Here is a 15,692-nt window from a genome sequence, read left to right on the forward strand (position 1 = left end):
GGACCGGCGACTACGACCTCCGATGTGGCTATGTTGCGATTCACACAAGTCCCACGACCAGCCCCATTCGCTGTCTGCCACACCGGAGTGCACTCGATGAATTCTCAAGCCATGGACCGGATACCCAATCCGCTCACCATCGCGGGCGGCCGGGCCGCGTCGAGTTTTCTGGGAAACGCCGACGAGCTGGTTTCGCAGCTGGTCTCCTATTTCGCCGAGAACGTGATGCCCTGCCAGTCACTGCCGAGCGAGGCGATGCGGGGTGACGTCACCGAGTTCACCCGCCGCTGCCTGGCGCTGGCGATGGAGATGCTGGACAAGCGCACCACGCCGTCCGAGCAGCAACTGGTGGCGCTGCGCGCGGCATCCGCCCAGCACGCGCGGGAGGGCGTGCCCGTCGGCACCCTGTTGCGCGCCTACGCGGAGGGGTTCCGGATCGGCTTCGAGCTCGTCGTCGGGCAGGTGACCGCAGCCGACCTCGCCGAGGTCGTCGCGGGTACCCGTCTGCTGCTGCGCACGCTCGAGGTCATCAACGCGACCGTGACGAGCGCCTATCTCGACGAGCAACGCCAGGTCGCCAAGGAACACCAGACCGGCGCGCAGACGATGGTGTCGGCGCTGCTGAGCGGCCACGGTGTCGGCGCGCTCACCCGGCAGACCGGAATCAGAGTCGCCGATTCCTATCAGGTGGTGGCGCTGATGATTCCGGAGCTGGCCGAGGAGCACGACCCGCGCGTGGACGCGCAGGTGGTGGCGCGCCGCAAACTGCGGCGCGTGCAGGCCGCACTGGCCGATGCTTTCGCCTCACGATCGCTGGCCCTGCTGAGCACCAACGGTGGCACCCTGCTGATCCCGAGCGATGAACCCGAGCAGCCGCGCATGACCGGCGATGTCCTCGCCACGATCGGCGCGACCTCGGGAGTCGAGCTCACCGCGACCCTGGTGCCCGCCCCGACCGAGCAGATCCCGCAGGCCACCGAGGAGGCACACGAGCTGCTCGAGCTGGTGCGCGGCATCGCCAAACCCGCTGGGCTGTACGAGCTCTCGGATGTCGCGATCGAATATCAGCTCACCCGCCCCGGTCCGGCGCGCGAGCATCTGGCCGGTGTCATCGCCCCACTCGCCACCCATCCCGAGCTGCTGGAAACGCTGCGGACCTATATGGCCACGGGCCTCAATCGCAAAGCCACCGGCCGGCGACTGCATGTGCACCCCAACACCATCGACTACCGGCTGCGTCGAGTGAGCGGGCTGACCGACCTCGATCTGACGACCGCGGAGGGCATTCTGCGGGCCCGTATCGCACTGCTCGCCGACGATATGGTGCACACCAGGGGCGCCGCGTGATCTCACGTGGCGCCCCTGGCCGGGCTCACGCGATCAATGCCAGGGCCGCGGCGATGCCGGATCGGTAGCAGGCCTCCAACTGGGCGCCCAGCAGGTAGTCACCCGCAAGCTGGAGTCCCGCAACGGATTCGGTCTGTTCGCGCACCACCGTGCGGAAGCCGGCGTGATCGGGGAGGTAGGCGCAATGCGCCGCGGCCCAGCTGCGTGTTTCGGTACGCACCCGCTCGATCGCCGGGCCGCCGAGATGACCGCGTACCTTCGCCTCGGCGTCGTCGATCCACGTCGCCAAGAGCTGCGCATCCGGGCTCGGCCGGGCATCGCGCCCGCTGAAGGTGTAGCGGACGATGTCGAGATCGTTCACGCCGTAGACCCCCGCCGCACTGCACGGCCCCGAGTCGAACGCGATCGAGCGAACGGTGCTGCCGAAGAAGGGCTGCTCGTACTGCACCACCGCGACCGTGGACGGGTAGTAGGCCACCTCGCTCAATGCCTTGCTCAGCGCAGGAACCACGGGTTCCAGCAGTCCGGCGGCGGCGTGCGCCGGGGTCGCCAGGACGACACCGTCGTAGGCGGAAAAGGTAGTGGCACCGCCGTTTTCCGCCGTATCGAGTCCGATCACCCGGCCGTCCTGCACCACGAGGCGATCCACACGGGTGCCGAGCCGGACCGGCACCTGTCCGGCGAACCAGTCCAGCACCGGCTGCATACCGTCGACGAGCTGGTCGTAGCGGTCCTGCACCATGCCGAGGCTCACCCCGAACGCGCCGAGGTATACCTCGTCCGGTTCGGCGGCGTTGAGCCGGACTGTCAACGGTCGCAGCACAGTACGTCCGAACTCGGTGCCGAAATGCGCGCCGAGCGCGACGTTGTCGTTGGCGGTGCCCGCTTTCCCGAACCAGTCCGACCCCAGGTAGCGATTGCGTTCGTCGAATCGAACGCGCGCACCGTAGTAGAGCATGCGCGCCGCGTCGATCGGCGAACCCATGCGCAGCAGATGGCGAAGGAATCCGGCGATGCCGGGGTTGTCGAGTGTCACCAGTTCGCCGTTGATGATCTGCGAGCTGTTGATCCCGAAGGGCTCGTACGCCCGTTCCCCGGACGCGGCGACGAACCCGCGCAGCTCGTGGTAGTGGCGGCCGATGTTCTTGCCGCCCATCATGATCGGCCGACCGCCGAGGGTGTCGAAGCCGCAGCGGCCGCCGAGCACCGTGTCCTGCTCGAGCAGTTCGACGGTGTGGCCTGCCCGGTGCAGCGCGAACGCGGCGCCGATGCCGGACAAGCCGCCGCCGACAACCGCGTACCGTTTCGCCGATGCTGTGGTCATGATCCGAGCTCCTGTCGTTGCGTGGACACGGGATAGTGCGCCAGCTCGACGTGGGCGAGGGCGATGCGGTTGCCGTACTGGTGCAGCGCCACCTCGACCGTGATCTCGTCCAGGTCGAGATCGCCGACGGCGGCGGTGGTGCAGGTGATGGGGGCGTCCAGTTCGGCGAAGTCGGTGAACTGGGCTTCGAGGTCGATCACCGCGGCGACCGGTGAGGTGAGCAGTCCCGCCGAGGTCGCGGACAGCACCGCTGCCTGCCGGAACGCCTCGAGCAACAGCGGGCCGGGGACATGGTCGTATTGGTGGTCGAAGAAGCTCGGATGGCCGCGGTCCACTACCACGACGAGGTCTTGGGCCGCGGTACGGGCGAGCACGACATTGCGTGGGTCGCGCCTGCCGACGAGTTCGGGTGGCAATCGCCGCACCGAGTCGGGACCGACCGCAGCGAGGGTGGAGCGCTTGCCCTGCTGGAGTTCGCGGAACTCGTCGTAAGCGTCACGGGGAAAGGTGATTCCGCTGCCGCGCAGCGTCATGGCCAGTGCCCCGTGAACGGACAGCGTGGCGTCGAAGGATACATCGTGGTAGTAACCGCGCCCGGTGCCCGCCGCGCCGGGTCGCAGGCGCACCACCCCCTCGAGCGGGTCGCGTTCACTGTCGCGGAACAGGCTCAGGTCTTCCACCGCGAACGCCATCCGTTGCAGGCTGGCCGGTGCGTCGGCGGGCACACCGAGGTGTCGCTGACCGACGACGAGCAGTGCCTGCCGGACGGCCTCGACGGCGGAGAACGGATCGTGGTAGGCGACGAGCCGATCGAACCACAGCGAGTGCGCCCGTGGCACCTGCACGGCGGCAAGGTATTCCGAGCTGCCGACGACGGCGGTGTCGGCGACGTAGACCTCGGCGAGTCCGCGCCGGTGAGCCAGCGCGGCGGGCACCAATTGTTCGAATCCGAGGGTGCCGCGTACCGGCGACAGTCCCCCGTTCACGCGAGCACCGCCTCGTGGGTCGGCGCGTCGCTCCAGATCCTGGTGGCGAGTACGGCGCCCAGTGCCCGTGGCGTCGGGTGGGTGAACAGATCCTCCAGTGAGAGCTGGGTGCCCGCGGCGGCATTGATCCTTCCGCGGAGTTCGAGGGCGGACAGCGAGGTGAGCCCGATCGCGAGAACCGTGGCGTCGAGGTCGATCTCGTCCTCGGTGAGGTCGATGAGGATCTCGCGGATCTGATCGACCACCAGGTTGACCGCGACATCGCGGCGCCGGTCCTCGGGAACGGTCAGCAGGTCCGAACGCGCGGACGGTGCCTCCCCTGCCGGTGCGTCGCGCCGGCTGGCAGTCCGGTCACCGGCGAGTTCGGCGCCGGCGACCCCGATCATGCTTTCGAGGACGGCACTGTCGGTGTGAACCCAATAGCGCCGATGCTGGAACGCATAGGTCGGCAGATCGACGACCCCGGTGGTGTCGTCGGAACACAGTGCCGACCAACCGACTTCGGCACCGGCGACCCAGGCTCCCGCAACGGCTTTGATCGCCGAGCCGGCTTCGTCGGCCCCGGGTCGCAGCACCGGAATGGCCGTGCTGCCGGTATCGGCGAGTGTCTCGTAGACCAGGCCGGACAGGGTGTCTCCCGCACCGAGTTCGAGATAGGTGACGACGCCGGATTCGTGCAGCCGCAGCACACTCTCGTGGAAACGCACCGGCTCGCGGGCCTGACGTACCCAGTATTCGATCGAAGTCAGCTGTCCGGGTGCGGATTCCGTGCCGGTCACGGTGGAGAGGAAAGGGATGCGCGGTTCCTGGAGGCGAACGGTCGCGACGACCGAGCGGAATTCGTCGACGATCGCGTCCACGTGCGGCGAGTGGAAGCCACGGTCTACGCCGAGCCTGGCTACTCGTCGGCCGCGTTCGCGCCAGTGCCGGGCGAGCTCACCCACCGCGGCGACATCGCCTGCGATCACGGTGGCGTTCGGCCCGTTGGCCGCGGCGACCGACACCTCGGCCTCGCGACCGGCGATGGAGGCCGCGACCTCGGCCCTGGTTGCCCGCACGGAGACCATCGCTCCCGGGTCCATCCGCTGCATCAGCCGACCGCGCGCGGCGACCACAGCCACCGCGTCGTCCAGGGACAGCACACCCGCGACGTGCGCGGCGGAGAGTTCACCGATCGAGTGACCGACAACGAAATCCGGTACTACACCCCAGGATTCGAACAGCCGGAACAGAGCCACCTGCACGGCGAACACGGCGGGCTGGGTGTAGTCGGTCCGCGCGAGCAACTCACCCGTTCCGAACATCTCGGTCCGCAACGGATGCTCGAGATGGGCGTCGAAACCCGCGCAGATCGTGTCGAGCGCCTCGGCGAACACCGGGTACGTGTCAGAGAGCCCGCGTCCGATGCCCGCGAGTTGTCCGCCCTGACCGGGGAACATCATCGCCAGCTTGCCGCCGGCGCTACGGCGTGACAGGACTGCCGAGGGGGCGGTGTGTTCCTCGGCGATGGCCGTGAGTCCGTCCAGGAACTCGCCGCGGGTGTTCGCCACGACGACGGCGCGATGGTCGAATCTCGTTCTCGTGGTTGCCAAGGAGTGCGCGATGTCGGCGAGATCGTCCGGGGAATTCGTGACAGCCGCGCGTAGGCGGGCCGCCTGGTCACACAGTGCGGCGGCGGTGCGTGCCGAGAGCAGCCATGGAGCCGGCGAGGGCGTGGGCCTCGAATGCGCCGGGGCGAAGGTCTGCGTGGAGGCGGCCGCGGGCACCACTGCGTGGCGGGTATCGGCCGAGATCATCTCGGGTCCTTCGGGTTCCGGTGCTTGCTCGACGATCAAGTGGGCGTTGGTGCCGCTGATCCCGAAGGACGACACCGCGGCCCGGCGTGGGTGTTCGGTGGTCGGCCACGGCTGTGGCCGCAGCACCAGCCGGATTCGATCCCCGGTCCAGTCGGCGTGCGAGGTCGGCGCGTCCACGTGGAGCGTGGGCGGAACCATCCCGTGGCGAATGGCCTGCACCGCCTTGATCAGTCCGGCCACGCCCGCGGCCGACTGCGTGTGTCCCATATTCGATTTCACCGATCCCAGCAGCAGTGGCGGCGCATCGTCGCGCTGCCCGTAGGTGGCGAGCAGGGCCTGCGCCTCCACCGGGTCACCGAGCACGGTGCCGGTGCCGTGGCCCTCCACCATGTCGATGTCGGACGCGCGCAGGCCGGCATTGGCCAGCGCGGACCCGATCACCCGCTGCTGCGCCGGTCCGCGCGGTGCGGTGAGCCCGTTGGACGCGCCGTCACTGTTCACCGCCGAACCGCGCAACACCGCGAGCACTCGGTGTCCGTGCCGCTGCGCCTCCGAAAGACGTTCCAGGAGAACGACACCGACTCCCTCACCCCAGGCGGTGCCGTCCGCGCCCGCGGCGTAGGACTTGCATCGCCCGTTGGGCGCCAGCGCACGCTGACGCGAGAACAGCGCGAACGGCATCGGGGTGGACATCACCGTCACGCCGCCGGCGAGCGCCAGGCCGCATTCGCGCAGGCGTAGCGACTGCATCGCCTGATGAATCGCGACCAGTGACGAAGAGCAGGCGGTGTCGACGGTGACCGCCGGTCCTTCCAGACCCAGCAGGTACGCGACCCGACCCGCCGCCATCGAGGCATGGTTGCCGGTGAAGTAGTAGGTCTCCGCGCCATCCCAGGCCTGCGTGGCGCCGAATCCGTAACCTTGATCGCTGAATCCCACGAACACACCGGTATCGGTGCCGCGCAAGGTCGTCGGGTCGACACGGGCCTGCTCGACCGATTCCCAGGCGAGCTCGAGCAGCAGGCGCTGCTGCGGGTCCATCGCCTCGGCCTCGCGCGGGCTGATCCCGAAGAATCCGGCGTCGAACTCGCCCGCTCCCGCGAGGAAACCACCTTCTCGCACATAGGATTTGGCGAATTTGTCCGGGTCGGGATCGTAGAACCCGTCCACGTCCCAGCCGCGATCGGCCGGGAACTCCGAGATCAGGTCGCGCCCCTCGATCAGCGCCTCCCACAGGTGCTCGGGCGATTCGATCCCGCCGGGGAACCGGCACGACATTCCCACGATCGCGATCGGTTCCCGTGCGCGTGCCTGCTCGTCCTCGAGCTGCTGTCTGGTCTCCTGTAACTGCCGGGTGGCGCGTTTGAGATACGTGCGAAGTTCCGCTTCGGTGGCCATCGGTCTCTCGCTTTCTGTCTCGGCTCAGACCGAACGGACCTGGTCGATGAGATCGAACAGGGCGTCGTCGTCGGCACCGTCGATGTTGTCGACCAGATCGCGCGCCGAGTCGCCGCGCAGGGTGCGCACGAGGTCGTTGATCCGCAGCAGCAGCTCCTCGACCCGCTCCGGCGGCAGTTCCACACCGGCGCATCCCGCCGCCACTGCGTCGAGCTGTCCGGCGATGCGGGCGCCCGGGTCGTCCACGGGCGCGATCTCGGTGCGCAGGTAGCTCGCCAGCGCGGCGGCATTGGGGTAGTCGAAGACGATCGTCGTGCGCAGCTTCGCGCCGGTGGCCGCCTCGAGCCGGTTGCGGAATTCCACGGCGCCCAACGAGTCGAAGCCCAGGTCGGTGAACGCGGTATCGGCGGGCACCGCCTCGGCCGACGCGTGACCGAGGACGGCCGCAGCGTGCGACCGGATGACGCCGAGGATGATCCGCTCCTGTTCGGCGGGCTCCTGGCCGGTGAGGCTCGACAGCAGCTTCGCCGACTCATCGGAGCCTCCGCCGACCGCCCGGCGCGGGCCGCGCAGCAGCGAGCGCAGCATCGCGGGCATCTCGTCGACATCGCCGAGCGAGCCCAGCGCCGTGAGGTCAAGGCGGGCGGGTACGGCCAGTGCTCTGCCGGTCGACAGGGCATTGTCGAACAGGGACATGCCGTCGTCGTCGGTGAGCGGGATCAGCCCTTCACGGCGCATTCGCCGCAGGTCGCGCTCGGTGAGGTGCCCCGTGATGCCGGTCCCGCGCTCCCACAGCCCCCACGCCATCGCGGTGGCGGTCAGGCCACGGTGTCTGCGGTGCTGGGCCAGCGCGTCGAGGAACCCGTTGGCCGCGGCGTAGTTGGCCTGGCCCGGGTTGCCGAGCAGGCCCGCGATCGAGGAGTACATCACGAACATCGCCAGCGGGCGCCCGTCGGTCACCTCGTGCAGGTGCCAGGCGGCATCGGCCTTGGGGCGCAGCACTGTGGCGATGTGTTCGGGAGTGTGCTCGCTGAACAACGCGTCCTCGACGACACCCGCGGTGTGGACGACGCCGGTCAGCGGATGCGCGGCGGGGATCGCCGCCACCAGTGCGGCGAGAGCGTCGCGGTCGCCGACATCGCAGGCGGCGATGTCGACCTGGGCGCCGAGCGCGGACAGTTCGGCGGCGAGTTCGCTCGCGCCGTCCGCGTCGAATCCGCGACGACTGGTCAACAGCAGGCGCCGAACTCCATAGGTGGTCACCAGGTGCCGGGCGGCCAGCGCGCCGAGTCCACCGGTGCCGCCGGTCACCAGAACGGTGCCGTCGCGGTCGAGCGGGGTCGGCACGGTCAGGACGTATTTGCCGACGTGGCGTGCCTGGCTCAGCTGACGGAACGCCTCGGGTGCACGCCGCACGTCCCATCGGGTCACCGGAAGTGGTTGGAGGTCACCGAATTCGAACAGCTTGCGCAGTTCGGTCAGAATCTCGTGCAGCCGGTCCGGGCCCGCCTCCATCAGGATGAAGTTCTGGTATCGGACGCCCGGGTGGGTTGCCGCGATCTCGTCGGCGTCACGCAGATCGGTCAGACCCATCTCGATGAACCGACCGCCGCGCGGCAGCAGGTCCAGCGACGCGTCGACCTTGTCGCCCGCGAGGGAGTCGAGCACGACATCGACACCACGTCCGCCGGTGGCCTCTAGGAACTTCGCCTTGAACTCGGTGGTTCGCGTATTGCCGATCCGCTCGTCGTCGAAGCCGTTCGCGCGCAGTACATCCCACTTGCCGGGGCTGGCCGTGACGTAGAGATCCAGCCCGAGATGGCGGGCCAGCTGGACCGCGGCCATACCGACGCCGCCGGTGGCGGCATGGATCAGCAGCGACTCCCCCGACCGCACCCGCGCCAGGTCGACCAGCGAGTAGTAGGCCGTCGCGAACACGATCGGCGCGGCCGCCGCTTCGTCGAACGACCAGCCTTCCGGAATCTTGACGACCGTGCGCCGGTCGGCCACCACCGTGGCGCTGACGCCGGTGAAGATGCCCATCACCCGGTCGCCCACCGCGAAGTCCACCACATCGGGAGCGACCTCGACGATCACCCCCGCACCCTCACCACCGATGGCGGTGTTCGGGATCGGGTACATCCCGAGCACGATCAGCACATCGCGGAAGTTCACACCCGCCGCCCGCACCGCGATCCGCACCTGCCCGGGTCCGAGCGGCTCGATCTCGGCCGGCGCCAGGAGCATGTTGTCGCCGTGGAGGGTTCCGCGCCCGTGGTCGACCAATCGCCACTCGTCCTCGCCGAGCAGCTCAGCCGACCCGACCGTGTCCGCACCCGCGCGCACCAGGCGCGGCGCGTGCGTCTCCCCGTGCCGGATCGCCAGTTGCGGCTCGGTGGTGAGTGCGGCGCAGCTGCGCACCGCCTCGCGGTAGTCGCCGCGATCATCGAGATCGAGCAGCGCGATGCGACCAGGGTTCTCGTTCTGCGCGGACCGCAGCAGACCCCACACTGCCGCGCCGGCCAGGTCACGGACATCCTCGGCGCCATGGATCGCCACGGCGCCGCTGGTCACGAAAACCACCAGGGCCTTGGCGAATTCGTCGTCGGTGAGCAATCGCTGCACCACCGTCTGCACGGCGATCACCTGCTCGCGCACGGCGGCGGGAACGGACGCGGTCGCATCGCTGTGCACGCGCACGACGACGAGATCGCGATCAGCGCGTGCGCAGCGCTCGACAACTACTCTGCTGTCGGCAAAGTCCAGCTCGGACCATTCGCCCTGTTCCGCGATGGGTTCGGGCGAGGGTACGGTCACCCAGTTCATCTCGTACAGTCCGCCGTCCGAGGACGCCGGGCGCTGCCCCAGCGCTTCGAGGGAGATCTCGCGCAGCGCCAGTGATCGCGCACCGGCCACCGGCCTACCTGCCGAATCGGTGAGTTCGAGACCGATGCGGTCGGGCCCGACCGGTGTGAGGCGAACCCGCAGCGACGACGCGCCGACCGCGTGCAGCGAGACGCCTTCCCAGGCGAACGGGAGCCGGATCTTGCCGGATTCGGTCGGGCCGACCGTGCCGGTCGCGATCATCGCGTGCAGTGCGGCGTCGAGCAGCGCGGGGTGCAGACCGAACTCGGCAGCCTCCCCGGCGGCTGATTCGGGCAATGCCACCTCGGCGAGGATCTCGTCGCCATGGCGCCAGATCTGGCCGAGGCCACGAAAAGCGGAGCCGTAGTCGTAGCCGACCGCGGCCATCGCCTCGTACGGGTCGCCGACTGCCACCGCCACCGCACCCGCAGGAGGCCACGCACCGTCACCCGACGCCGCGACCTCGTCCGACGGTTGCAAGGTGCCGGTGGCGTGTCCGCTCCACGGCAGCTCCTCCACCGAAGCTGTCTGTAGACGCGAGTACACCCCGACTGTCCGATGCCCGGATTCCTCAGCCGGTCCGACCAGCACCTGTAGTTCCACCGCGCCGGTCTCGGGGATCACGAGCGGGGCTTCGAGCACGAGTTCGCCGACGGTTGGGCATTGCACGAATTGGCCTGCATGCCACGCGAGTTCGATGAACGCGGTGCCGGGCAGCAGGACCGCGCCACCGATCCGGTGTCCGGCCAACCACGGGTGCGAGTGCAGCGACAGTCGCCCGGTCAGCAGCAATCCTCCGTCCTGGGCGAGGCCGATCTTCGCACCGAGCAGCGGATGGTCGTCGGCGTCCAGCCCGGCGCCACGCACATTGCTGCCCTCGCTCACCTCGAGCCAGTACCGATCACGCTGGAAGGCATAGGTAGGCAGGTCTACCGGGCGGGCGTCGGCCCCTTCGAAGAGCGGGCCCAGATCCAGTGCTGCCCCGTGGGAATACAGCGCGGACAGTCCTGCGACGAACGCGAGGTCGCCCGCGATGCCCGGCCGCTGCAACGCGACGGCGGCCATCGCCGCACCGTCGTCGACGATCTCGTGCACCATCGCCGTCAGCGCGGCCCCGGGACCCATCTCGGCGAAGCAGTTGACCCCGCCCTGTTCACGCGCCCACCGCACCGCGTCCAGGTAGCGAACCGGCTCGCGCAGGTGGCTCACCCAGTATTCCGGCGAGCACAACTGCGCGGCCTCGGCCACCTTGCCGGTGAGCGCCGAGATCACCGGCAGGGTCGGCGGGCGATAGGTCAGGCCCCGGCAGATTTCGCCGAATTCGGCCAGCACAGCATCCATCTGGGGCGAATGGAACGCATGACTCACCCGCAATCGGTGGGTACGCACGCCGTCGGCCGCCAACTGCTCGGCGATGGCGTCCACGGACGCGTGCGCACCCGAAACGACCACGGACGCGGGCCCGTTCACCGCGGCGATGCTCACGTCGTCGTATCGACGCACGAGTTCGGCGACGGTCTCCGCGTCCGCGGCGACCGCGACCATCGCCCCACCCTGCGGCACGGACTGCATGAGCCGACCACGCGCGGCGACCAGGGTGCAGGCATCCGGCAGCGACCAGACCCCGGCCACATAGGCCGCCACGATCTCGCCGATCGAGTGACCGAGCACGAAAGCCGTTCGCAATCCCCATGATTCGGCCAGCCGGTACATCGCCACCTCGGTAGCGAACAGCGCGATCTGGGCGATCTCGGTCCGGTCGAGCGAGGTCGCGTCTGCCCGATCGTCGAAGATCATCTCGCGCAGCGGCGTATCGCGATGCTGATCGAATTCCGCGCAGATCTCGTCGAAGACGGCGCGATAGACCGGATAGCCCTGGTACAGCTCGTGCCCCATCCCGGCACGTTGCGCACCCTGACCGGGGAACATCACCGCGGTGACGGCCGCGATCGCGCTGCCACGCACCACATTCGGTGCGCCCTGCCCATCCGCGAGCGCTCGCAGCCCGGCCGTCAGCTCCTCGGCATCGTGGCCGACGATCACGGCGCGATGCTCGAACCGGGCGCGGGTATCGAGCAGCGCGACACCGATATCGACCGGGTCGGCGCCACGTTCTGCCTCGACCCGACCGAGCAGCGCACCTGCCTGCGCGGCCACCGCCGCGGCGGACCGCGCGGTGAGGACCCACGGAATCACCGGCGGTGCGACGGATGCGGGCGATCGCTCGATCGCCGGGGCGGATTCGCCCCGCTCGATGACGACGTGCGCATTGGTGCCGCTGATCCCGAACGACGACACCGCGGCGCGCGGCGTCCGCCCGGTCGCGGGCCATGCCCGCGCCTCGGTGACCAACCGGACCGAACCGGACGACCAGTCCACGTGCGGCGTCGGCTCGTCGACGTTCAGCGTCGGCGGCACCACGCCGTGCCGCATCGCCATCACCATTTTGATCAGCCCACCGACCCCGGCGGCGGCTTGCGTGTGCCCCATATTCGACTTGAGCGACCCGAGCAGCAGCGCCTCGCCGCCCTCGCGCTCGGCGCCGTAGGTCGCGAGCAAGGCCTCCGCTTCGATGGGGTCACCCAGGCGGGTGCCGGTGCCGTGCGCCTCGACGACGTCCACCTCGGTCGTGCTCAACCCGGCATCGGCCAGCGCGGATCGGATCACCCGCTGCTGGGACCGCCCGTTCGGGGCGGTCAGACCGTTGGACGCGCCGTCGGAATTCACCGCGGTGCCACGCACCAGACCCAGGATCTTGTGCCCGAGGCGCCTGGCCTCGGAGACGCGCTCGAGCAGCAGCATGCCGACGCCTTCGCCCCACGCGGTGCCGTCGGCGCCCGCGGCGAACGACTTGCATCGGCCGTCGGCCGCCAGCGCACGCTGGGTGGAGAACGCGACGAACGCGGCGGGCGTCGCCATCACGGTGACACCGCCGGCCAGCGCCATCGTCGACTCACCGGAGCGCAACGATCGCACCGCCTGATGAATCGCGACCAGCGAGGACGAGCACGCCGTGTCCACGGTGACCGACGGACCTTCCAGTCCCAGCACATACGACACCCGGCCCGAGGCGATACTCGACGCCTGACCGGTCATCAGGAACTGTTCGATCGTCGCGCGCACCCGCTCGTCGATATCGCGCGACGACGGGCCCTCGGTGTCGGGCATCAGGCCGACGAAGACCCCGGTGGCGCTGCCGCGAACAGTCGTCGGGTCGATGCCCGCCCGCTCGAAGGCCTCCCAGGCCGTCTCGAGCACGAGTCGCTGCTGCGAATCCATCGCCTGCGCCTCACGCGGGCTGATCCCGAAGAAGTTCGCGTCGAATCCGGTAGCGCCGTCGAGGAATCCGCCCGTGCGCACATACGACTTGCCCGGCACACCCGGCTCGGGATCGAACAGACCCTCGACATCCCAGCCGCGATCGGCCGGCCACGGCGACACCAGACTGCGCCCCTCGACTGCCGCCTGCCACAACTCCTCCGGCGAGGTGACCCCACCCGGATAACGGCACGCCATGCCGACGATGGCGATCGGCTCGGTCGCCCGCGCTTCCACATCATCGAGGCGCGCGCGGGTGGTCTGCAGTTCCCGGATCGCCTTCTTCATGTAAGTGCGTAGTTCGTCTTCGCGAGCCATAGGGCAAACATCTCCTGCATCAGAGGTATCGACAGGGAATCGAGCAGTGCGGCGGGATCGGGTATTCGCCCGGCAATCCACTCGACAACACTGACCGGCGCCACGCTACGACAGCGGGCAACCGAATTCCCCGCGCGCCGGGCCTCTTTGGGAAACGACCAACGGTCCTCGCGTCGTCCCTGACATTTTCCAAACGCATTGCCACCCGGTGACCGCGATTCGTAAGGTCATGCGCCATGGCAAGGACTCCCGATCCGATACCGGATCAGCACGGCCGACGATTCGTGATCACCGGAGCCAACGGCGGCCTCGGTGAGGTGGTAACCCGCACGTTGGCAGCCCGTGGCGCCACGGTGATCATGGCGTGCCGTGATACCGAACGGGGTCGCGCCATCGCTGATCGGCTGGTCGGCGATATCTCCGTGGCGGCCCTGGATCTTGCCGATCTGTCCGACGTACGGCGCTTCGCGCAAGAGCGCGGCGAATTCGATGTGCTGATCAACAATGCCGGATTGATGAATGTGCCGTTCGCCCGTACCGCCGAAGGATTCGAAACACAATTCGGCGTCAACCATCTCGGTCACTTCGCTTTGACGGGCCTGCTCCTGGATCGGATCCAGGACCGGGTCATCTCTTTGTCGAGCATTTCCCACGGGTGGACCAAAGCACTACCGCTCGACGATCTGCGCTTCGAGCACCGCCGATACAGTCGACACGCGGCCTACCCGGAATCGAAGCTGGCCACCCTGATATTCGGCCGCGAACTACAGCGCAGGCTCCGCGAATCCGGGTCGACGCTGCGTTCCTACGCTGTGCACCCCGGCGTCGCACCGACCGGCCTCGTCGCCAAGACGCAGACGCCACTCGACTACGTCGCCGAACCGTTCATCCGCCTGGTAGGCCAATCACGCACCGCGGCAGCACAATCGATGCTCTACGCCGCCACCGCCCCGGATGCGGATCCCGATATCTATTGGGGCCCGACCAAGCTGTTCAACACCCGGGGACCGGTCAGCGCCTGCCCGTCGAGCGCGCTGTCGCAGGATCGGGCCCTCTGGCAGCAGTTGTGGACGGCATCCGAACGCGCCACCGGTGTTCGCTACCCCGCGTCGGCGGTGATCCGTGAGAATTAGCCTGCGCACCCTGGCCTGCGCCGTCATGGTCGGGCTTCTCACCGCCTCCGGCCCGCCGTCGGCCGCCGGGGCACCCCCGGTGTACCCGGCTCCCGACCCCGATCCCTTCTACGCCGCGCCCGCCGACATCGCGAGCAAGGAACCCGGGGCGGTCCTGGCGGTCCGGGTCCAGGAGCCACTGCCCTACTTCCCTACCGCCACAGTCACTTTGGTGAAGTTCCGGTCCAATGATTCCCAGGGCAGGCCGATCGCCGCGACCACCACGATCCTCACCCCGAAAGACCACCGCCCCGGCGCGCCGCTGCTGTCCTACCAGCACATCATCAACGGTCTCGGCACCCAGTGCGCGGTCTCGCGGGCCCTCTACGCCTACGATCCGAATCTGCTCTATCGTGCTGTGCCGCTGCTGAACACGATGCTGCTGCGCGGCTGGAGCATCGCGCTGCCCGACCATCTCGGCCCCAACGCCGCCTACGGCGCGGCCAGACTCGGCGGCCAGATCACCCTCGACGGCATCCGGGCCGCGACCAGGGTCGCGCAACTGGGTCTCGCCGACAGCCCGGCGGCCATGCTCGGGTACTCCGGCGGCGGCATGGCGACCGGCTGGGCGGCCGCGCTCGCACCGCAGTACGCGCCCGACCTGCGCCTGGTCGGCGCCGCGCAGGGCGGGGTGCCGATGAACATCACCACGATGGCGCGCGCACTCGGCTTCGCCCCGCATCCCATGTTCGGCCTCGCGATGGCCGCGGCACTCGGACTCGAACGCGAATACCCCGACCGCCTGCCGATCAGCGGGCAGCTCAACGACACCGGCTTGGCGGTGCGCGATGCCATGGCCAACGGGTGCACGGTCGAACTCATCGCCGCCGGAGCCATGCACAGCGCCTCCGACCTCGCCTCGACCGTCTCACTGATCGACGACCCGCGGGCGTGGGAAGTCGGCGACGCCAACAGCCTGGAACTGTTCGAGCCCGTGCCGACGATCCCGATCTTCGAGTGGCACACCCCCATCGACCCGCTCATCCCCGTCGACGCGGTCGATCGCACGAACCAGCGCTACTGCGAGGCCGGGACACCGGTGCAGTCGGAGCTCTATCCGAGCCCCGACCACCTGGCCACCGCGGTCATGGGTTTCCCGTCTGCCGTCGCGTGGCTCGACGCCCGCTTCCGCGGCGAGCCCGCACCGAGCAACTGCTGACTTCCGCCA

General features: G+C 69.0%; 7 protein-coding genes. 3 read left to right on the forward strand and 4 right to left on the reverse strand.

Annotation, left to right across the window (positions count from 1 at the left end; genetic code table 11):
- Positions 1 to 96 precede the first annotated feature (96 nt).
- The gene (locus ACWF99_RS06760; protein WP_452535204.1) at positions 97 to 1,347 is read left to right on the forward strand and encodes a PucR family transcriptional regulator; all 1,251 of its coding nucleotides are present in this window, start codon (positions 97 to 99) and stop codon (positions 1,345 to 1,347) included.
- A 25-nt stretch (positions 1,348 to 1,372) separates the two neighbouring features.
- Here ACWF99_RS06760 and ACWF99_RS06765 read toward each other — a convergent pair whose 3' ends face one another.
- From ACWF99_RS06765 to ACWF99_RS06780, 4 genes are read right to left on the reverse strand one after another with little or no spacing between them, the layout of a single operon-like run.
- Positions 1,373 to 2,671 (reverse strand): FAD-dependent oxidoreductase, encoded by a 1,299-nt coding sequence (locus ACWF99_RS06765; protein WP_452535206.1) that lies wholly within the window; start codon positions 2,669 to 2,671, stop codon positions 1,373 to 1,375.
- A complete protein-coding gene (locus ACWF99_RS06770; protein ID WP_452535208.1) occupies positions 2,668 to 3,657 on the reverse strand; it encodes an AfsA-related hotdog domain-containing protein in 990 nt (329 codons plus the stop codon). The genes ACWF99_RS06765 and ACWF99_RS06770 overlap by 4 nt, the downstream gene beginning before the upstream one ends.
- The gene (locus ACWF99_RS06775; protein ID WP_452535210.1) at positions 3,654 to 6,851 is read right to left on the reverse strand and encodes a type I polyketide synthase; all 3,198 of its coding nucleotides are present in this window, start codon (positions 6,849 to 6,851) and stop codon (positions 3,654 to 3,656) included. Before ACWF99_RS06775 ends, ACWF99_RS06770 begins: the two co-directional genes overlap by 4 nt.
- Positions 6,852 to 6,875: 24 nt before the next feature.
- Positions 6,876 to 13,352, reverse strand: coding sequence for a type I polyketide synthase (locus ACWF99_RS06780; RefSeq protein WP_452535211.1), 6,477 nt, complete (start codon positions 13,350 to 13,352; stop codon positions 6,876 to 6,878).
- A gap of 236 nt (positions 13,353 to 13,588) precedes the next feature.
- Here ACWF99_RS06780 and ACWF99_RS06785 point away from each other — a divergent pair, with 236 nt between their 5' ends.
- Both ACWF99_RS06785 and ACWF99_RS06790 read left to right on the forward strand, forming a co-directional pair.
- Entirely contained in the window at positions 13,589 to 14,485 is an 897-nt protein-coding gene (locus tag ACWF99_RS06785; protein ID WP_378630215.1) for an oxidoreductase, read from the forward strand.
- 25 nt (positions 14,486 to 14,510) lie between these two features.
- The gene (locus tag ACWF99_RS06790; RefSeq protein WP_452535321.1) at positions 14,511 to 15,683 is read left to right on the forward strand and encodes a lipase family protein; all 1,173 of its coding nucleotides are present in this window, start codon (positions 14,511 to 14,513) and stop codon (positions 15,681 to 15,683) included.
- Positions 15,684 to 15,692 lie beyond the last annotated feature (9 nt).

Source organism: Nocardia sp. NPDC055002, from assembly GCF_053608825.1.

Excerpts from the sequence above, each read along its gene's own strand:
- ACWF99_RS06790 (WP_452535321.1), top strand. The coding sequence starts at position 14,511 with ATGGTCGGGCTTCTCACCGCCTCCGGCCCGCCGTCGGCCGCCGGGGCA.
- ACWF99_RS06780 (WP_452535211.1), bottom strand. The coding sequence starts at position 13,352 with ATGGCTCGCGAAGACGAACTACGCACTTACATGAAGAAGGCGATCCGG.
- ACWF99_RS06765 (WP_452535206.1), bottom strand. The coding sequence starts at position 2,671 with ATGACCACAGCATCGGCGAAACGGTACGCGGTTGTCGGCGGCGGCTTG.
- ACWF99_RS06785 (WP_378630215.1), top strand. The coding sequence starts at position 13,589 with ATGGCAAGGACTCCCGATCCGATACCGGATCAGCACGGCCGACGATTC.
- ACWF99_RS06775 (WP_452535210.1), bottom strand. The coding sequence starts at position 6,851 with ATGGCCACCGAAGCGGAACTTCGCACGTATCTCAAACGCGCCACCCGG.
- ACWF99_RS06760 (WP_452535204.1), top strand. The coding sequence starts at position 97 with ATGAATTCTCAAGCCATGGACCGGATACCCAATCCGCTCACCATCGCG.